This window comes from Scytonema hankhaensis NUACC26 (genome assembly GCF_045865695.1).
In the GTDB taxonomy this organism is placed as follows: domain Bacteria; phylum Cyanobacteriota; class Cyanobacteriia; order Cyanobacteriales; family Nostocaceae; genus Scytonema.
Window position 1 is genome coordinate 66,428 of sequence record NZ_BAACAP010000237.1, and the last position, 19,570, is coordinate 85,997.

Here is a 19,570-nt window from a genome sequence, read left to right on the forward strand (position 1 = left end):
AGCGAGAAACTACATTATTACTAACTTAGTGTCTTCAAGATATTCAATGCTGTACTCTGTATCATATGGAACAGTCATCTGTAAATCATATTGGACACCGCAATGTAGATTAACTATGTAATCCACTTTCCATTCATCTATTCCATCAATCCATTCACATCCAATGCATTCCATGCTATGCACTTCAGTTTCACTACTAATTCCATATTTATCCTTGAAATCTTCATCCAAAAAAAACCAATCCATTGCTTGGACTTGTGCCATGTATTTGTCTTCTACTTGCATACCGTTACCAGTTTTAATTCACCTAAAGTTACTTGAATTCTCTCTTCACTCATTCCATAAAAATGAATTGAGTAATCATCAGTCTGAAACATTGAAAAAATAGCGCAACTTCCTGATATTCCCCTTCCCTTACGAGTAATAGCTACATAAGGCTGGTCATCTTGAACTTGAGTCATAATGATAGTTTTGCTATTTGAAAACTCATTCCTTATATAAACAGGATTTTTGTAACCCATTAGCTCAGCTAAATTTTTAGTGTTTATTTTTCCTGTCACAGGCATTAACTCAAGTTTGTCTTTGATGATAATAATTGAACAATCATCATTCATCTTTCTAGCCATCCTTTAGTTGTCAACTTGTATCCCATCTGCCACATCAAACTAGTTATGTCGGCTGTTTTAGGAGTAATATCTAAACTGCCTTCAGCTTGCAAGAATGCCAATCTATCTTTCAATTTTTTAGGATTAATAATTATTGGCACTGCACGTCCACCGGCTTCTACTATTGCTTCATTTACTTTCTTTGCTTGTTCCGTTTCTTCATCTACAAATTGTCGCAAGTGTTCAAGCGTAGCACTAAACTGACCATACACACAGTCATCGCTGTAGCGCCAATAATTACCAAAAAAATCAATTGCATCTTGCATATCCGACCATGCACCAACAGTTAAACCAGTAGCAACCAAATCAATAGTAATTGTCCATTTAGGACTGGTTACATGAGATGGAATTTTAAAGCTTTTCTTGCCTCGCTGAGTTAATATTTTCCTCCAACCAACGTAAGTGCTGTAATGTTTTTCATCAGCCCAAAAATCAAAGTACTTATTTTCTATTCCCTTCCAGCTGAATGAATCTAAGTCAATACGGTCATGGGCAATATCAACATCCTGATAATACTTACGTTCTTCTGGGCTAAATTTTTCAAATTTTTTGTGTGGAACAACAATCAAACGTCTACGTAATTCAGCAAATTCATGATAGAGATGTATTGGTTCTACACTGCTAATTATCTTAGGACAGAACACATAGTATTCTTTGTTCTCTCCATTGCTACTAGCAGTTTGCATTCTATCAGTTGCTCGGTCATAACCTGACAGCAATAGCTGATAAATTTTTAAGTCGCGCTTCAAAGTTTCAATGTGTAAATTATCCCAACACAGAATGCTACCTTCTTTTTCAAATTCTTTAGTAAAGCTATCAACCCATCTCATTTTATCAAGTGCATTCCTGATAGATGCAAAAGTGTCAGTAGGTGAAAATGTGGCTTTAAGTCCATGTATTTTGTTAGCTAATTTAGCAATAGTTGACTTTCCACTACCTTCATCACCAAATGAAAACATAACGCCCGCTATTCTTGCCCATTTGCTAGGCATAAGAATATAAGTTGTAACTAGTGGATTTAGTATTGCTGGATTAGGCAAGAAAACTGAACCGGCTACTAAGTCATGGATATTCTCATAAAGAGATTTATCTTCATCCCATAACAGCGTCCAGCTATCCATCTCGTTAGCATAAAATTCAGATGGATTAACGTACTTAGGTTTCTTTTTATTGGCTACAATTGTTTCAGTTACAATTGGTTCTAAAGTCATGCCAACACATCCTTGATAAATGAGTAAACTGTGCTAATCTTAGATGCTGTTACAGGATTTTCAAAAGCAGCAACTAAGTCAGCAGTGCTGTTAATTTCAACATCAGGTAATGCAAGTTTGACTTGTTCTTTAATAAAGCGCATCCTGTCAATCAGCCTGTCAGATTCCGACTGTGCCTTGCTTCCTCCACCAAATCCATTATTAGATTTAGTAGGTATAGTAATTTCATCAAGTTTAATGATGGTTGGCTCTAAGCACTCCACTAAAGTACACATTGACTTAGCAGTCATCTCTAATACTTTTTGACTCATATCAGGGTCAGATTCTTTTTGCTCAAATATCATTTCCATTTGTGGAATTGATTGGAGTATGACTTTACCTTGGTAAACCTTGGTTAAATCTAATTGTGAAAAGCAAGTAGCAAAAAAAGATTCAACTATTGATTGCTGAACAGTCTCATTTTTTTTTTCTGTAGAATTCCACTTTTGATATTCTTTTTTAGCAATCTTAACTTGAAGTAATTGTGGTTCAAATTTCCAGCCTCTTTCTTTAGCGTTAATAACGTCTGTTGCGTCCAAACATTGCCCAAATAAATGGTAATATGTGTCATCTTCTTTAATTGCTAATTCACCAAAAGTAAGTTTAGTGTTAGCTTCTGACCATTTGCTTGCAGAAATTGTAGCAAACTTGGAATCTTTGGCTGGTGCGTTGTACCAAAATGGCATGATGTCACTCCTGTATATGTTGATATTTATTGGATAAATTTATCCAACAACTTAAAGGATTACTTTGATTGAAAGACTATGTATGTCAGGAATAGTCAGCAAGTCTAATTTAGCGGCAACCTGCATCCATGAAAATCCTTGTAATGCTTCCCATCTGATATCGGGAATACCTTTAAAAGTGTCTACTTTAGCTACAAAAAACTCATTAGCTATAATCGGAATTTTATTCAAAATAGCTAACGGTTCTTTATTATTGGTAGGCATCCAAAGAACATAAGCTTCATCGCCTCTTTGGGGATATTTCGTAAAATTGAGAACGTGTTTGTTGATTTGATAGAAATGAAATAAATTTTTTACGACTTCTACGTCACTTACAATTTTAATTTCACTTCTAGAAACATGAAGGAAATAAATTTGTTCTCTAATTCCTACAAATTGGTATCTTGGTTTAACTCTTGGATTCTGTATTGCCATAACAAATCAGGTAATTCGTTGTAATCATGTACTACTAAACCAGTACTAGGAATATTCCAAGTGCTATCACCAATTAACAGCACTCGTTCAAATTGTTCATGATTGGTAATTGAAAGTAAACGCATAGTCTGAATAAATACACGTCGTTCGCAGTCATCATTTAACAACCATAAGCCTTTAGCTTCAATTAACACTGGTAAATCTTCATCACCACAATCAACGCCAAAATCAACATTCCATTTCCATGCTGGAAACTGGTTTGTTTTTGGCAGTATGTCTAGCCCTGGATGCCTGATAACTTTATCTTCCGGAGCAACTTTGCAAATAGCCTGGTAAATTTTCCATTCCAGTACGCTATCCCAATACTCCAACCTATCTTTCACATCCTGTGATAAATCTTCTAACTCTTTTTTGACGTTCCAAGTTCTAGCAGTAATTGGGTCAATCCAAAATGGACTACTACCTTTACTTTTGGCTTTCCTGGTATTGCTTCCACGCTTTAGCGTAGATTTTTTGGAAACTGTTGTAGTCCTTTGGTCGTAGTTGAAGTTTACTAAAGACATATTGCACTATGTATGAACGGACGTATTCTTCATCAAATTGAATAATTACTGGCTTAGGGTCTTCTTTTTTGGATTGCCCCCTGACCCTAACAGCGCATTTGTGTTGATATCCTCCTTCTTGTAACATTTGCGGCATTAAGCCGTACCTGTAAGGATTACCTAGCATATCCATCCAATGGATTTTTTGGACTTCCATATTTACCCCTACTACGTTTAGTAGTTTGCTTTTTGTATTTTGTGCCTGAAAATGATTGCATTGCAAAGAATGCATTGATTTTAGTACTCATCAGATAATTATCTGATAATGACTTTATCCTTTGTAAAAAAAAAAACATCTACGTCAATACGTATTTACAAAAGTAAGCAAAAAAAGTTATTCCGTATATGCGCTTAGGAACAAATACTCACGCACAATAAAAAGCCATAGAATTAACTATGACTTATATGTTGATATTTATTAGATAAAATTGTCTGATAAATACAAAAACCCTATTAGTCATCATTGCTTATAGGTTGTAACGCTCGTTGTATCATTACCTTGGCTACACTTGGTTCTTTGCTAACCCATAATGGTATACGTCCCGAGCCGTATTCAATATAATTTCCTGATAGCTTACTTCTCCGTCGTGTACTCTTTTCTCTCTTAAGCGCTTTATTCTGCTCATGCAATATTCTTTGTGAATTAATAATAGAGAAGAACGCAGGATAAATTCTAGTAGGTTCCTTGTACAGTCCAGTCCCCTTAGCTTTTGCACCTTCATTTTTTTGGTCGCTAATAGAAATTCCAGCAAGCTTAGCTTTACTTAAAGTTAAAAATGCCCTTGCCTGTTCTTCAGCTTCTTTCTCTGTTGCTCCATAGGCTTGAATCTGCCTACCATTGCTGAGAGAAATAGTACATACAAAGCGCCCCCACATATATCCGTTTTTTCCACCTGCGGTTTCTTTGATATTTTTCCAATTCATCTTACGTTTATCAACATCTGGAATATTATAAGTAGCTTTTATTAATTTCTTTCCTGGTTTATCGCTTTTCCACGGCGGTTCATTAACTGAATAATAAATTAAAGTAAGCTTAAGCGTATGTGGTGTAACACGAGCATGGTCTTCAATAGGTTCACCTAAAAACTGACCAATATCCTTGTCTTCTATCATTTGATGAATACTAACAAGCATTGTAATTATTGGTTTTAAGGTTTCCTCATTCCCACTTAAAAAATATTCAGTCATGATAATAAATGCTCTACTGTAACAGTCCAGTTTAAGGGTATAGCTGAATAATAACCTTTAAATTTTGGATAATGCACTCGTTTAATGCCGATGTCTTTTACAGCAGTAGTATCAATATCATTGTATGTTCTGATTAATTTCTCTTCTGTGAGATATAGTTTAAATCCTCTGCTTACAGATTGTTCTGCTGTAGGATAGTAAAAACGTAGCAATCCATATGACCTATTGCCTACATAATCCTTCCATTCAAACCAATCAACAGAAAAAGAGAAGCGTAGTACAACTTCTCCGGAATCTACTATTGATGAATTCAACAACTGCCAATTGTCGTTAGGTGTAATAGTTCCTAGTATCTCCCAATTGCCTATTCCATCAATTGACATATATTTTTTTCAACTTCATCACAGTAATCATCAATATCTGGTACAAACGGTTCTATAGCTTCCATCAATTCCCATAAACTGATTTCACCATTTAGCATTTTAGTTGTAGCTTGTTGTACTTTGTGAGCGTCTGACATTAATTGATTGAATTCTTCATCAGTGTCGCAAATAGGAATGATTAAATTAGTACAACTGTGTAACTCTCTACGTAAAAACAAATCAGTTATCATATGTTTGTGTTAGCAAGATTTATCAGATAAAGTTATCCAATAAATCTTAAAATATATTAGGTGCTAGGAGGTGATACTAAATCAGGTTTACCAACCTTAAATTCTTCAGCTAAAAAAGAAACTGACCTGACATTAGGCTTAGATTTAACAAGGGTAGATAATTTAGCTTTTACATCTTCTTCATCAACCGCGTCTAACGCTGTTTCGGTAGCAGCAGTTTTTTTGTCTTTTGTACCAGACAAAACACGACCAAATGGAAAGCTATAAGTATTACCAGGAATTCTAGTATAATCTTTTCCCGTAACTCCGGATTTTGGAGTTGTAGGAGCACCACCAGTACCAACGAAAACCCTCATTACTGCTGAATAAAAATTGTCATCCCTATTAGTAGCAGCATCAACAGTTTCATAACCACATTCAGTATTAGTTAATCCTAAATCGGCTCTTGCAGCATTAGAATATGCTGTGATTGGAGCCGCATATCTATCAGCAGCAGTAGGAGTGGATGCAGGAGATACACCAAAAGGCAATATTGCCCATGCATAACGCTTTCGCTGAGCAGAAGTAAGTTTTTTCTCAACTGTAATTTTAGTTTCACCCTTTTTGAATTTAATGTAACCAGCAAGTCTACTACCAGCTTCAGCAGTGCCGCCGGAATCTCTGTACTGTCTTTCCAGTTGTGAAAACCTTGGTTTACGACGTGGCATAAAAATTTACCTAGTTTCGCAATAAATTACTGTGGTTCAACACTAGCGTATAAATTGCTTATTGTGTAGGTGCTTTGTGTTTTTGTATGCTAGTCAAAAACCTTAAAGGGTTTACACAAAATTGTTTACTTGCTATAACTGTGTCATTAAACCGCTTGGTTATCTAATAACTTATTTATTAACAAGTTAAAACTCAATGACAACAATTATTCCAGGTAATAACGGAACATTAAAAACTACAACAGTAGAAGGGCAATTATTAGAGTTAATGGCATTTTTGCAAGTAAAAGAGGTCGATACAACGGTTAACCCATCTGGCAAAGATTATATACAGGGAAATTTTAACTTTAATACTTTTGCTTTTAATGGTACGTTCAACATACCTGTTACCCAAACTATTGGTAGCAATGGCGAGCTTACGCTAGTTGCAAAAGAATATTTGGTTACCTCTGGTTTTGACCCTGGTTCTAGTGGAACTTTTAAGTCTACAAATCCAGCACAATATTTAATTGAAATAATTACATACATCCAAACCAGAGAAAATGACCCAACAAAAAATTTATCTGGCAATAGCATTGTAACAGCGAGCATTGATACTGATGCAATGACATATAGCGGAACAGTGAACAACTTACCTGTATTAATGACCATTGATGGCAATGGCAATACTGTATTTAGTGCAAAAGAGTATCTCTCGTAGTTATCAGATAAATTTGTGCGATAAATGAAAAAAATAGAACATTCATTTGTAGGAACAATAAGTCATAGGCTAGACAGTACAAGCAATCCAGGTGTAATTACAGTATTTCAAGCTAACAATAATTTACCGACTGTTCCCGGTAGTACTAAGTTAAATTTGAATGTGTTTATCAAAAATTTTCGAGCATTTGCAATCATTCAAAGTTTAGCGCCCGTGCGACTTCCAAATTACACATTGGAGGATAGCGAATCTGACAAAACCTACAAAATGTTAGATATTGAATGGGGTTCAGCTAGAAAACAGCTTGACCTATTTATAGGGGTAACTGGACAGCCTTGGCAAAAAGTAGGAGCTATTTCGCTGCTTAACCCATCAGGTTACCCATATAGGATTTACAACTTACAAGATTTGTACACGCCTAATCTTGCAATTGAACTTGGAGAGAACGGTAAATTAGGCGTTCAAGTTGTAGACGTAGGTCACGGTGTGCTACAAGGCAACGACTTTATTACAATACACGGAAGTTACACACAGGAATGGGTAGGATATGAAGGGTCAGAACTTACGCTATGTACAGACGAATCTTGGAACATTAGCAGCACGAGCCAAGTTATACTTCCAGCGAATAGCACTAGGGGTCGGATTGCCCTTGTTAATTCTGGTAGCAAGCCTATTTATCTCAGTTTGGGTAATACTGCACAATTGGGTAAAGGTATACTCCTTAGCACGTTCGGAAGTTCTTTTGAGATGGATATTAGTTCGGGGGTATGGAAGGGAGCAATATCAGCAATCTCAGAAGAACCAGCAACACTAACAGGCATGGAATGTACTTATTGATTTTTATTGGATAAATTTGTGGGATAACTTATGACAATACGCAATGTTTCATCTAACTTGGTTGATACTTCTGTGCTGGAAGCTGAGATAGAGAGTTTACAATCACAACTTAGTAACACAGCTACTACAGTGAGTGGGTTGCAAAACCAAATAAATGCCAAAGCTAATTCATTGGATATAGCCAACACAGTAAGTGGGTTGCAGCAAACAGACACTAACTTACAGGGTCAAATTGCTAACAAATCAGAAGTTGGGCATACTCACTTGCCTGCTGATATTACAGGATTATCACAAAGCCTAAGTCTTCAATGGACTAGAAGGAATGCAAATAGTGAGATGGTCTTGAAAACTTTAGTAGACACGAGTAATGGAGATTTGATATTATCTGTACCCACTAACGTTACTAACAATCAAGAGTTTGAAATCAAAAAAATATTTGCTTCTAACTATTGCAGAATAACAGGGATATCAAAAATAAATGGATATTCTGTTAACTTAAATGATTTATTGTTTTTTGATGATGCTTTAACACAAGCGTCAACTACAAAATTAATATTTATTGATTCAACAATAGGATGGTTAAGCTTTCCTTCGTCCGCATTTAGTAAAATTCAACCTTTATCATTGCCAACAAATAAATTAAAGCAATTATTTTATTCTGGCAATATTTCAGGCATTGCTAATGGGGGAACAATCCAAACCTGGATTGATACAATAAGCAATTTAAATGCTAGTGGAGGCTCGGCTACTAGACCAACCTTACAGACGAGTATATTTGGTAATAACACAATACCTGGAGTACTTTTTAATGGCTCTCAATGGTTCCAAGCGAATCTTGGTTGGAGTAATGAAGGTTATATCACTGGATGTGTTGTTGAAAGGCGTAACTCTGGCGCAACAGGATTATGTTGTATTGGAATTGGAACTACTGGCGCGAATGGTTTTGAAATGAGTTATGGAACTAGTGGTACTACTTTTTATGGTAGAAGTCGAAACATTACGACAGCTTTTACCGTTCCTGCGTATGACGCTTCCAATCCATTGACCAGAATTTGGACATTTAGCGTCAATAGCCGCGAAAATTCTTTATGGATGAACGGCAATAAAGTGATAGTAAGCACTAGCAATAAACCTATTAACAGTGACAACACTTATATAGGAGCTAACGCCGGATTTAGATACTCCGGATGGATGCCCTTGCTTGCTTTGTATTCTGGAGATATAACCGACACAGAAATTAAAGCGATTAGCGATGCTGCCAATCAAACTTTTAAAGTTTACTAACTAATCCTTTAGCCAACATTCTCCAGTTGTACAAATAGCTTTCATTAGGCAACAGGTTGAAAAGCTGAAATAACCTTGCTACTCATTTGTTACTTAACTACTACTTTATGGCTACTTACATTAATGACATTGCTGATTTTAAATGTCCAACCAAGTACCCAACTAAAACTGAACTTGAAATCATGCAGCAGAAGTACATGAGATTGAATAACAGAAACAGAGGATTAATAGTTAGATATACATGGACATTCTAAAAAGTTATCACATAAATTTATCTGATAAATATGGTTAGACAAGTTAGAACAGATTCACCATCAAGTTATCCTTCACCACCGGGTGGAAACCTTGGAGGATTAGCACTTCACATATGGGATATGTTTACTCCTGATATTGAAATGTCAGACAATGACATCATTAGCCCAACAGGGACTTATGAAACTGAAACGTCAGGTGATGAATGTAATAGAGTAACCAAAGTTTATTTTGTTAGGCGTGGGTTGCTTAACATGAATAACCAAATTAAAACTTTAATTTCAACATTTGTATGGAGGAATCCGGAATGTGTATTAATGCCTTCCAAGCCAGAGACACCACAAATAGAACCATTAAATTTTCCAGATAAGCCAACAGAATGTGTTTTTCCTTGCTGTATTGTTTACAGAGAATATGATGAACGTTATGAAGAACATGATTCAAATTATGGTCTATGTAAAAGATTAATGGTGTGGAAACGACAATTAATTAATATTGAATATCCATTGCAAGTTAACGGTAATCCCGCAGTACGTTTAACATTTAAAGCCAGTCTTGAAATAACTCAAAATATTCCTTTTTTACAGTATCACGGTGGGAACGTTAGCGAATCATTAGAAGCGCAAACACATAAATTTTATGAAGAAATTTGCGAACTTTATGTTCATTACAATAGCCCACAACTGCTTTATCCTTACCTAGGGCATCCTTTATCAGGAAGACCTTACGGTGAATTATGGGCTGAGTTACCATATCCGCAACCACAATTACACGTTTCTGTATTAGTCGCTTTTGATTACGATTGGGTTGAACAATGGAAAGAAAGAGGTATTAATTATGCTTACAACAGTAGCATAAAAGTAAAAAATGAATTTTATGAAAGATTAAACAGAGAAAGCTATTACCGTAAAATTGAAATTTGGAAATCAATTGTAACTTGTGGCAATTGGAATCCAACAATACCACCACCATTAGATGAATGCTGTAAAAATATGAGTTGCTGTCCAAATAACAATAACATAGAACAATTACTTAGACTTATTCTAAAGAGAATAGGCACACCTAAAGAAATAATAATATTTGATGAAGACCTTGATAGAGAAGGTAGTCAGCAGGCTAAAAAAACTCCACAAACTTTATTTGAATCAAACAAGCTAACAACTGACAGAGTTGAAATAGCTAATCGCATTATTGGTATTGCTAACTTTCCTGTAACCGTACCAGAAACTTTAGTTGACCCACATCATGAAGATGGTTTTGATGAGCTATACGGTTTTATCCCAAAGGATAAAGAAAAAAAATTAAAAACACTAACAGAATTCCTGGCATGGAAAGTACAAGCGGATAGTGCATTAATTGGTCATTTTCATCAAGTTATTGAATATGAAGAAAAAGAAGGAGAAGAAAAAGAAGTGATTGTGTTACCTAATATATCGGAAACACTGAAAGAGTTAATTGTAATTAATGCTCAAGCTGCCAAGCAAATAAACATTATTACCGAAGCCATTTATAGAGTGTTGACTGAAATAGCTCAAACTAAGACTCAGGTATGCAGGAATGTAGCTATTACAGAAGATATTCAAGATTATCTAGATTACCCAACAGTTACCAAGAGTCAGGATATAGATGTTGCAATCAATGTTCCTGGAATGGTTAAGCGCAAGAATTTAGGTAATGGAATTGGAGTTTTAGAAGGCATTGACGGATTTGCTGATTATGGCGACAACCAAGAAGCTAAGGAAGAGGAAAAAGAAGATGCTATAAAATATTTACAAAATGGAACTTCTAGATTTGTTTATGAAGACTGGAATGGCAAGAACTCATTACATGACCAGTTAGTAGACTTGCTGCAAATGGCAAGTATACTAAGAGCAATAATGTACCAACGTGTAGATAAGGATTGAATAAAAATGGCTAAACAACCACCGGAAGAAGTGACTAAAAGAAGATTGACTAACAAAGTTGAAAATATCATTGAGCTATCAGATATTTTGGCTAACCGTAAAAAACTAGGCGGTAGCCTGGGTAAAAAGCTAGCTAAGCAAGAGGAACTTGAAAAAAGTGTTGTTAAGGGCAATGCAATCAGGTTTAAAAAATTTAAAAAGTTTGATGATTGGTGCGAACGCACAGAGGAAATAGTCAATTATAAAGGTCGAAAAGACATTAAAATTAGACGTGCTGTAGTAGTCGATCCAAATAATAGAGATAGAGTTGTATAAACCGTAAGTTATTGGATAATTTTGTCTAATAACTTTTATTATGGAGAATATATGATATTTGTATTACCAATTATAATTGCAGCCGCTCGACTTATTGCTGTTGAAGTAGCTTGGGAAATAGGTAAGCGAACTGTTGGTAGATTTGCAGTCAAGAAAGTTGGAAAGTTAATAGCTCGTACAGGATTAAAACTTGGCTTTCGTAAAGCTGGAAAAGCGAGCGTAAACGTTATTAAGTCAGGTTCAAAAAAAATAGGATTTAGACGATTCCTTGGAATGCGGATAGCTGGCTTTCTTACTGCTGGAATGATATTAGCTGGATTCGTTGGAGGTTTACTCACAACTATTTGGACGATAGCAATATCGACTACACATTTTATTCTTAACTTTAATATTAATCAATCTGATAATGAATTATACGAAGCACTAGAAAATCGAATTAAATCATTCTACGGTTTACTTGGCACTACTGTTGGATCTGCTACTGGATATTTAGTATGCGGTGCTATTCCAGGTGCAATGGCTTTTGCATTTAATCCAGCAGTCGGCGCGGCTGTTATGAAAGATTTAGACGATGAAGCTAAGAGCGAGATATTGGGACACGTCAACGGTATAGCGCGGACAGCTTTTCAAACTTTAATTAATGCTGAACTTACGAATAAGTTTATGAGCACTCGCCGGTTTTTAAAAAAGAATCCTGACAATCCATTCAGTCAATTTGTACGAGCAATGATTGGTGAAGACAATTGGAAGCATTGGGGCGAATCTAACCGTAAGTCATTCACAATTCAGCAAGACATTATTGAGAAAAGGATAGAAAAAATTAAAGACCCTGGATGGAAATCTTTTCTTGAGAATGCATTAGAAGAATTTGGTGACAGTTGTATGGAGGCTGGATATATTGTTGCTAATAATTTAGATTCACAGCTAGCTGCTTATTCACTCATGCAACGTCAAGTGTTAGGACAGCCTGTTGAAGTTCAGCTTTTATTTAATGATGATGACAACGATATAGACAAACAAGGAGATTCTCAATCTAAAAAAGGCAAGGGTAACAATAACAGGCATCCAGAAAAGAAGAGTACAAATACAAAGAAAGATTAAAGCAATTGTAAAACTTCTAAATGAACATAGTTAGTACAGTACTAGTACATAGAGTATAAAAAGAAATACCCTCTACACTTATAAATGTAGAGGGTCGATATTATGGAACAAGAATTAAAAGCTATTGAACTAATGATAGCACTATCTCAATTAGTACAAATGTGGATAATGTTTCTCCACAAACGAGAAATTGAAAAGAATACTGCTATTACTAAGCAAGTTCGGAATAACGTACATCGGAGTTGTGAATTATGAAACCATTACTTTTTTATCACTGTCAACTAAGAAAATCCAGTAACTTGTTAACTGGTAGATTACTATTGATTGACACTGATGCTACCAAAATTATTTGTGAAGTGGAAGCTTGTAGCGGTGCTATTGGGCATCAAACTGTAGATGATTTAGATGTGGTTGCACGTGGTGGAATACCAGAAGCTAGTATGGCTGGACTTGACCATTATGCTGTGAATACTGTTGAACTTTCAACTAATTTAAAAGGCATAGAAGGTGAATACTTTAATGTGTTACCAAGAGAGTTTATAGTTAATGGAATTAAACGCTCGCTCATTGAAATTCATCGTGACGCTAATGCCCCCGGTACTGCTGGATGTATTGGTGTAGTGAATGCTCACTGGCAGAAATTTAGACAAGCTATAAAATCACAACGCGAAAGAGGAATTAAGCAAATTCCCTTGCTAGTTAACTACAGTCGTGGTTAAACTTAAACAACACACTCATGTAAAAAGTGGATATTATGTAATATCCATTTTTATCAGATAACTTTATCCAACAACTTAGAAGAATATGCGAGCTAAATTTACTGTTGCTTCAATTACTGAATATGCCAACATTGCAGGCAAGAAAATTATTATGTCACCTGTATTAACTGGTAGTTTTGAAAATGAGCAATTTTACAAGTCAACACCTAACGGCAATCTTGAAATGTTCATTAATGGTGGCTCTGCTACTGGCTACTTTGAAATAGGCAAGGAATATTATCTTGACTTTACAAAAGCCGATAGTTAAATTAAGACGGAGTTGTACAACAGAGAGCAAAGCACTATCATTAGTGCTTTTTTTATTATTTATGCTAGGTCAATTACCATACTGTGCTTTTTCATTCGGCGGCGGTGTTCAGTCTTCAGCTATCTATTTAATGCTCATGCACGAGCCGCGCAAGTTATTAGAAGCAATGGGCGAACTGCCAGATAAAGTATTTTTTGCTGACACCGGCGCTGAGACCGCATCCACTTACAAGGCACTCGTGCATATGATGGGCTTCAAGTCATTACACTTTGAAATTCAAATAGTGTCCAATGGCAGCATACTTAATCACTGTTATGGTTCCGGTGATTACAATCCACTTTATCCGTTTTACATTAAGCAACCTGACGGTAAACTTTCCATGGCTAAACGCCAATGTACCAGTGAATTTAAGATTCGTGCAGTGCAGAAGGCTTGCCGCGAGGCGTTCCACTTAACCCGCAAAAAACTAAAGTACCCAACCATATCCCAATGGTTAGGAATTAGCACCGATGAACCGGAACGAGTCAAGACCAGTGAAGGCACTGGTTTCGTTACACGCTATCCATTAATTGAATTGGGAATGTCACGGGATGATTGTGTGGACTACTGCAAGCAACATAACTGGACTCCAACTAAATCCAGGTGTTATCTATGCCCATATCAAGGGGATGCCCAATGGCTAGAACTAAAGTACAAGCACCCAGGCGATTTTGAATTAGCTTGTCAGCAAGATGAGCGCATACGTAATACTCTGCTCTGGCGAGACAGAGCAGAGGGAAATCAACCTACCGCACAGTGCTACCTTCATCGCTCATGTGCTCCATTGCGGGAAGTGCAATTTAAGGGTGAACCTGACTTGTGGGCAGATGAATGCCAAGGGGTATGCAATACTTGATATCTTTTATGTAGTAAGTGTTGTAGCTGTTTTTAAATTTAGGGGTTATTGGATAATTGCTAGCCGAGTAAATATGAGCTAGCTTTTTTAATGCCGTAAAGTATTGATAACAATAGTTTTCTGAGTTATCGGATAACTTTATCTGATAAATCTGAACAATACACTATATGCAACATATATTCGTGGATACCGTTAATTGAAAATCGGAAATATATTTCCGAAAATGGAATGCACTTTCCAACTTTTATGGCTGAAATGCTGATTCTTGCGTAAAAATCGGAAATATACTTCCGGTTTTTTTTGTGAAAACTATCTTACAATGAACACAAATCATTTGAAACACGTACCTTATTTTGAGTCTTTGCCGGACTCATATTTTTTCGGAAATATATTTCCGATTTTTGTCACTATAATTTAAACAACGTGTTTCAAAATTGGCATATGAAAGCTATAACTCAAGCAGGTGAACTATTCAAGATTTACCATGAGCTAGACGAAAAGTTGTTTGATGGTAAGCTTGGTTCCGACATACAAGTAAAAGTTGCGCCACTTCGCAAAACTAACATCAGTTTTGTTCACCATAAATGGAATGGCGTAGGGCATCCCCCTGATTCTGAAATATTGATTAACGAAAAATTATTAGTTGAACCAAAAGAAACTTGGTTGGCAATGCTTGTGCATGGTATGATTCATTTTTGGCAGTACAAGTATGGTGAATCTAAACCACCTAAGCACAAACACAATAAAGAGTTTAGACTTAAAGCAGAAACACTAGGTTTGATTATTCCAGATGAATACTCAAGCGAACAAGAAATTACTCAGGATGGTAAATTTATGGAAGTTAGCAAAAATATAGATGTTACGTCAATTGATATTCCTTCCGATTATGCTTATCAATTAGAAGAGAAACCTAAAACTAAGTTAGTTACTTACACTTGTCCACAGTGCAGTACCAGCATTAAAAGTAAACCTGGAATAATTAGTATTTGTGGTAATTGTATTGGTGATATACCTGACTGGTTGCAGCCATTTATTATGAAACCAGAAGAATAGTTATTTATTATATATATATATATATATATTATTTATTCTTTTTTTCACTCTACTCTATTTTTCAATAAAAAGCTAGGCTATTACACCTAGTTTATATACTAATTACTATGCGTTGATTTGTCAACTAGTTTAACTTAGCTTGTATTATAATAGTGAATTATACTGATAAGCATATGTCAGAGAAGAATTGCAAAAAGTGCGTTTATTTTAAATGTTATTATCGTGAAAACAACCCATACAAAGTTTATCTAGAATGTCCATATGCAGGAGACTCGTTATTTGAAGACGGCAACCCAAATAAGTTAGAGAAGAAATCGTTTCATAGGTATTCTATGGAAGACTTTTTTGAAATATACGCTAAAGAGTGTCCATACTACCAACAAAAAAACTAGGCTGTTAACCTAGCTTTCATAATATGTGTTTTGTAGGTGTGCTAACTAAATGTCTTTCATCATTACCGAATCATCTAGCTGTAGATAGTGTTCCATGATTATATCTACACTGTTACCACACATATCGGCTAATAATTTTAAGTTACATCCATTGTTAGCTTGAATGCTGATAAAAGTATGTCGTGTAGCGTATGGCTTGAGATATGGTATTAATCCTTGTTTAGCTAATTCTGTTACCACACCATCATAAATATAGGTTTTACCATTCTTGATTGAATAACTTTTGCACCAATTTGTTCCTATTGCACGGCTATTTGTTTGTTGACCAGTTAATGTTTTAAAAACTAACTCATTATCATCCTTGCCATTACCATGCATTTTGATTAACAAGTTTGTTAACCTATTCATCCCTTTTAATCTAAATATTCTAGTATTTCCTGTTTTAGTATCTTTAGTTATTCCTGTTTTAGTATCATAACTTTCATCAAAAACAATACAGCCTTTATCAAATTTGATATTCTTCCATCTCAATGCAAAAGCTTCACCATGCCTACATCCTGTAAGGAATAAAAATTCAATTAAATCACTTAAATGCTTTGTATTAGGTCTAGAACAATTCCTAAAAGCTTCAATTATTAAGTCTCTCTGTTCTATTGTATATGCCTGAAAATTTTCTTCTTCCGATTGCTGCTTACTTTTTTTAGGTACTTTGTAAAATTTTTTAATTTCTGAAAAGTAATCTTCTGTCAGAATTTTTTTACCAATATACCATTGGCACATAGCTGAAAAAATGTTCAATAAAAGCTTGACTTCTGACTTGCATTTTTTCTTTTGAACAAGAGTCTCAATCAGTTTATCAGCAGTTTCTCTGTCGAAAGATTGACTCAGAAAATCAGTCATCATTCTAGGATATGATTTTTGATATCTTTTTATATAAGTTGTTTCTCCTATTTGTTCTGTCTTAAACTTCCAGTCAGCATAATCTGTCCATAACTTACCTAGCGTAGGTATCGGCTTAGCCGTAGGCAGCATAGTAACAGATGCAAGCGCAGGTTTAACGTCTAAATACTTAGTTAGCGTAGGGTCAAACATTCCTCCATCGGGATAGTCGATGTCAGCCTGTATCTTTCTTGCTATAGTTTCAGCGTATATCCTGTTTTCGGGCGTATCACTTCTGCCTAATCCTACGTACTTTTGAGGTTTTTGGTAAAACTTCTTACTTATCCTTGTTGAGAACTGTAGCCGCAAGGAACCTTTATCTACACCTACTCTTACATCGGCTAATTTGCTGGAAGTATTGGTATTACGTTGTTTGGAGTACATCTAGTAAACCTCTAGTAGATTTGTGGAATGAGTTATCTGATAACTCTGGAAACACTAGAATATTATATTATTGCGTCCCTGTCTATAAGGTCACCTAGAAAAATTGCTTTGCGTCCTTCAGGATGGTAGTAAGTGGGGGAGTCTCCCAAGTCTTTCTCGTAGCCCAACTTTTGTAACAGTGCTTCAAGCTCATCGCAGCAACCGTGAATATCGCCAATAATATCAAAAGGACCGACTTCGTGTTTGAGATTATTCCAAAGTGGTTGGCGTTCAATTTCTGCAGATTCTATTTCCTCCACAGAATCGAGAATATAAACATAGCGGAAGCCCTCCTTTTCCAAACCTCTTAGCGATCGTTTGAGAAACTGAGTGTGACGGCGCACGACATGAAAACCAAACTGACGATCTGGTCTTTGTTGGTTGCGTTGGTGACAAAGTTCCTCTGGGAGATTGAAAGCGATCGCTACAGATAAAAAGTGATATTCTCGTGCTAATGCAACTAATTTTTTGCGGTCTTCTGGGTAAACATTAGTAGCATCTATAACAGTGAGTTTACCCACAGCCAAGCGCTTAGCTGCAATATAGTACAACACATCAAAAGCATCAGAACTTGCAGCTTGGTTGTTTTCATCATCAGAGACTAGCCCACGACAAAAATCGGAAGACAATATCTCAAAGGACTGAAAGTTTTTACGAGCAAATGTTGATTTACCGGAACCAGAAGCTCCGATAAGAACGACGAGAGATAATTCGGGGAGTGTTATTTTCATGTTAGGGATTGGGGATTGGCGATTGGGGATTGGCGATTGGTTAGTAGGTGGGCATTACTACTAAAGTAAGAATTAGCCATTAGCTATTAACCTCGATTCCGCACCCCAACTGTCACAAATAGTAATTACTGAGTCCTTACATTTTGCTTAAAAGAAGTTACGCATTTCAGGCTAAGTCTTGCCTTCATTGGTTGGTTGTTAGATTTGCCGCAATTCGTCTACTGTATCTGTAGTTTCTATCGCTTCCAAGATGGCATCTAGAATATTAACATCTTCAATAGCTTCAATTTCTGGTAATAAATCTCGACCGCTGTTGCCAAACTTCAGCCTTAATCCCAAAGATATAGCCTTGTTCTGGGTTTCCTTTTTCCCTTGCTCTTTGCCTTCCTTTTTCCCTTCTTCTTTACCTTCTTCTCTTGCATTGCGTTCAATGGAAGTGATGTATTTCATACTTTGTCTTGCCTCCAGAAGTTACTCATTTCATACTAAGTCTTATCTCCATTTGTTAGTTGGTAGATGGACCGCAATTCATCTATTGTATCTGTAGTTTCTATCGCTTCTAAGATGGCATCTAAAATATTGATATCTTCGATAACTTCAATTTCTGGTAATAAATTTCGACCACTATTGCCAAACTTCAGCCTTAATCCCAAAGATATAGCCTTGAGCAGGGTTTCCTTTTTCCCTTCCTTTATACCTTCCTCTTTGCCTTCCCTTTTACCTTCCTCTTTGCCTTCTGCTCTTGCATTGCGTTCTATAGAAGTGATGTATTTCATAGTTTGTCTTGCCTCCAGTTGTTTTACTTCTCTATTAAACTCTGCTTCCAAATTTGGTGGTAGCGTCATCATCCAGTCAATGAAAGCAAATAAATTAATCACATCTTGTTCTTTTAACCCCTGTTCGTATAATCTCCTTACCAATGCTAGTTTTTGTACTTTCCGCTCGTCACGGTTGCTGGTAGTATTGAGTGCTGCCAGGTGTGCCATCACTACGGTTGCAAAGGGATTGTTGTCTTTTTCCAACTCGGATAATCTTTGCTGATAATCTACTAATTTAACAACTGGGAATTGAAAATTCAATGTACAGCCAAATAAACTGTAACCAAACTCTGATGGTTTCCAATTTGGGTTGCTGTCACCAAGAATTGCCAGGGAGACTACTGTCTTTTTATATCTATCATAGATTCGATAGTTATAAGTATATATCCGTGCAGCGAAGTCCGACTCTTCTTGAGATTGAACTTCGACATGCACTAACAGCCACTCTTCTTCACCATTCTTTAAATAGAGTTTTACCAACTTATCTGCAAAACGACGCCCGATTTCTGCGTCTTTGGTGACTTCTTCCAGTTCTTTGTCAAGAAATTCAATTTTTTTTGTCCAATCAATTAGGTCGTGTGCAGCAGGGAAAAAGAACTGCATGAATTCTTTAAAATATGTTTGTAAAATGTCTTTCCACGGAGAATCATATTTAGTTTGTGTTTTTTTATATTTATTCTCATTATTTTTGTTAGCTTCGTTATTATCAGTCATG

24 protein-coding genes and 1 pseudogene are annotated in these 19,570 nt (G+C 35.9%); 11 read left to right on the forward strand and 14 right to left on the reverse strand.

From position 1 onward, the window contains the following. Positions 1-9: 9 nt before the first annotated feature. The 10 genes from ACKTT2_RS38605 to ACKTT2_RS38650 all read right to left on the reverse strand — a co-directional run bounded on the left by ACKTT2_RS38605 (position 10) and on the right by ACKTT2_RS38650 (position 6,185). Positions 10-285 (reverse strand): hypothetical protein, encoded by a 276-nt coding sequence (locus ACKTT2_RS38605; RefSeq protein ID WP_407896420.1) that lies wholly within the window; start codon positions 283-285, stop codon positions 10-12. Next, positions 276-626 carry a hypothetical protein gene (locus tag ACKTT2_RS38610; protein WP_407896422.1) on the reverse strand — a complete coding sequence of 117 codons (351 nt, stop codon included), beginning with the start codon at positions 624-626 and terminating at the stop codon, positions 276-278. The genes ACKTT2_RS38605 and ACKTT2_RS38610 overlap by 10 nt, the downstream gene beginning before the upstream one ends. Beyond that, positions 611-1,876 carry a hypothetical protein gene (locus tag ACKTT2_RS38615; protein ID WP_407896424.1) on the reverse strand — a complete coding sequence of 422 codons (1,266 nt, stop codon included), beginning with the start codon at positions 1,874-1,876 and terminating at the stop codon, positions 611-613. Before ACKTT2_RS38615 ends, ACKTT2_RS38610 begins: the two co-directional genes overlap by 16 nt. Continuing rightward, positions 1,873-2,601 (reverse strand): hypothetical protein, encoded by a 729-nt coding sequence (locus ACKTT2_RS38620; RefSeq protein WP_407896426.1) that lies wholly within the window; start codon positions 2,599-2,601, stop codon positions 1,873-1,875. Before ACKTT2_RS38620 ends, ACKTT2_RS38615 begins: the two co-directional genes overlap by 4 nt. A gap of 51 nt (positions 2,602-2,652) precedes the next feature. Next, complete coding sequence (locus tag ACKTT2_RS38625; protein WP_407896428.1) at positions 2,653-3,075, reverse strand: hypothetical protein; 423 nt, start codon at positions 3,073-3,075, stop codon at positions 2,653-2,655. Continuing rightward, entirely contained in the window at positions 3,030-3,638 is a 609-nt protein-coding gene (locus ACKTT2_RS38630; protein ID WP_407896430.1) for a hypothetical protein, read from the reverse strand. The genes ACKTT2_RS38625 and ACKTT2_RS38630 overlap by 46 nt, the downstream gene beginning before the upstream one ends. 492 nt (positions 3,639-4,130) lie before the next feature. Then, positions 4,131-4,865 carry a hypothetical protein gene (locus ACKTT2_RS38635; protein WP_407896432.1) on the reverse strand — a complete coding sequence of 245 codons (735 nt, stop codon included), beginning with the start codon at positions 4,863-4,865 and terminating at the stop codon, positions 4,131-4,133. Continuing rightward, the gene (locus ACKTT2_RS38640; RefSeq protein WP_407896434.1) at positions 4,862-5,248 is read right to left on the reverse strand and encodes a hypothetical protein; all 387 of its coding nucleotides are present in this window, start codon (positions 5,246-5,248) and stop codon (positions 4,862-4,864) included. Before ACKTT2_RS38640 ends, ACKTT2_RS38635 begins: the two co-directional genes overlap by 4 nt. Then, positions 5,230-5,478, reverse strand: coding sequence for a hypothetical protein (locus tag ACKTT2_RS38645; protein ID WP_407896436.1), 249 nt, complete (start codon positions 5,476-5,478; stop codon positions 5,230-5,232). Before ACKTT2_RS38645 ends, ACKTT2_RS38640 begins: the two co-directional genes overlap by 19 nt. A gap of 56 nt (positions 5,479-5,534) precedes the next feature. Beyond that, entirely contained in the window at positions 5,535-6,185 is a 651-nt protein-coding gene (locus tag ACKTT2_RS38650) for a hypothetical protein (RefSeq protein WP_407896438.1), read from the reverse strand. Positions 6,186-6,381: 196 nt separating this feature from the next. Between ACKTT2_RS38650 and ACKTT2_RS38655 the strand changes: the two genes are divergently transcribed. The 11 genes from ACKTT2_RS38655 to ACKTT2_RS38705 all read left to right on the forward strand — a co-directional run bounded on the left by ACKTT2_RS38655 (position 6,382) and on the right by ACKTT2_RS38705 (position 15,552). Further along, positions 6,382-6,885: a hypothetical protein gene (locus ACKTT2_RS38655; protein ID WP_407896440.1), complete on the forward strand. Its 504-nt coding sequence runs from the start codon at positions 6,382-6,384 to the stop codon at positions 6,883-6,885. Positions 6,886-6,909: 24 nt separating this feature from the next. Further along, positions 6,910-7,722, forward strand: a complete 813-nt coding sequence (locus tag ACKTT2_RS38660) for a hypothetical protein (RefSeq protein ID WP_407896442.1) — start codon at positions 6,910-6,912, stop codon at positions 7,720-7,722. A 30-nt stretch (positions 7,723-7,752) separates the two neighbouring features. Then, positions 7,753-9,006 (forward strand): hypothetical protein, encoded by a 1,254-nt coding sequence (locus ACKTT2_RS38665; protein WP_407896444.1) that lies wholly within the window; start codon positions 7,753-7,755, stop codon positions 9,004-9,006. Positions 9,007-9,290: 284 nt separating this feature from the next. Further along, a complete protein-coding gene (locus ACKTT2_RS38670) occupies positions 9,291-11,162 on the forward strand; it encodes a hypothetical protein (protein ID WP_407896446.1) in 1,872 nt (623 codons plus the stop codon). 6 nt (positions 11,163-11,168) lie between these two features. Next, complete coding sequence (locus tag ACKTT2_RS38675; RefSeq protein ID WP_407896448.1) at positions 11,169-11,477, forward strand: hypothetical protein; 309 nt, start codon at positions 11,169-11,171, stop codon at positions 11,475-11,477. 51 nt (positions 11,478-11,528) lie between these two features. Continuing rightward, positions 11,529-12,578 carry a hypothetical protein gene (locus tag ACKTT2_RS38680; protein WP_407896450.1) on the forward strand — a complete coding sequence of 350 codons (1,050 nt, stop codon included), beginning with the start codon at positions 11,529-11,531 and terminating at the stop codon, positions 12,576-12,578. A 102-nt stretch (positions 12,579-12,680) separates the two neighbouring features. Further along, positions 12,681-12,833: a hypothetical protein gene (locus ACKTT2_RS38685; RefSeq protein WP_407896452.1), complete on the forward strand. Its 153-nt coding sequence runs from the start codon at positions 12,681-12,683 to the stop codon at positions 12,831-12,833. Further along, positions 12,830-13,297 carry a hypothetical protein gene (locus tag ACKTT2_RS38690; RefSeq protein ID WP_407896454.1) on the forward strand — a complete coding sequence of 156 codons (468 nt, stop codon included), beginning with the start codon at positions 12,830-12,832 and terminating at the stop codon, positions 13,295-13,297. The genes ACKTT2_RS38685 and ACKTT2_RS38690 overlap by 4 nt, the downstream gene beginning before the upstream one ends. Positions 13,298-13,382: 85 nt before the next feature. Beyond that, positions 13,383-13,604: a hypothetical protein gene (locus ACKTT2_RS38695; protein ID WP_407896456.1), complete on the forward strand. Its 222-nt coding sequence runs from the start codon at positions 13,383-13,385 to the stop codon at positions 13,602-13,604. Between the two features lie 61 nt (positions 13,605-13,665). Then, positions 13,666-14,499: an adenine nucleotide alpha hydrolase family protein gene (locus tag ACKTT2_RS38700; protein WP_407896458.1), complete on the forward strand. Its 834-nt coding sequence runs from the start codon at positions 13,666-13,668 to the stop codon at positions 14,497-14,499. Between the two features lie 441 nt (positions 14,500-14,940). Further along, on the forward strand, positions 14,941-15,552 hold the full coding sequence (locus ACKTT2_RS38705; protein WP_407896460.1) for a SprT-like domain-containing protein: 612 nt from the start codon (positions 14,941-14,943) through the stop codon (positions 15,550-15,552). A 437-nt stretch (positions 15,553-15,989) separates the two neighbouring features. Here ACKTT2_RS38705 and ACKTT2_RS38710 read toward each other — a convergent pair whose 3' ends face one another. The 4 genes and pseudogenes from ACKTT2_RS38710 to ACKTT2_RS38725 form a co-directional block, all read right to left on the reverse strand. Then, on the reverse strand, positions 15,990-17,267 hold the full coding sequence (locus ACKTT2_RS38710) for a tyrosine-type recombinase/integrase (protein WP_407896462.1): 1,278 nt from the start codon (positions 17,265-17,267) through the stop codon (positions 15,990-15,992). Positions 17,268-17,344: 77 nt separating this feature from the next. Further along, a pseudogene (locus ACKTT2_RS38715) lies at positions 17,345-18,037 on the reverse strand (AAA family ATPase); the annotation flags it as partial. 198 nt (positions 18,038-18,235) lie between these two features. Beyond that, the gene (locus ACKTT2_RS38720; RefSeq protein ID WP_407896464.1) at positions 18,236-18,487 is read right to left on the reverse strand and encodes a hypothetical protein; all 252 of its coding nucleotides are present in this window, start codon (positions 18,485-18,487) and stop codon (positions 18,236-18,238) included. A gap of 35 nt (positions 18,488-18,522) precedes the next feature. Then, on the reverse strand, positions 18,523-19,569 hold the full coding sequence (locus tag ACKTT2_RS38725) for an RpnC/YadD family protein (RefSeq protein WP_407896466.1): 1,047 nt from the start codon (positions 19,567-19,569) through the stop codon (positions 18,523-18,525). Position 19,570: the final 1 nt, after the last annotated feature.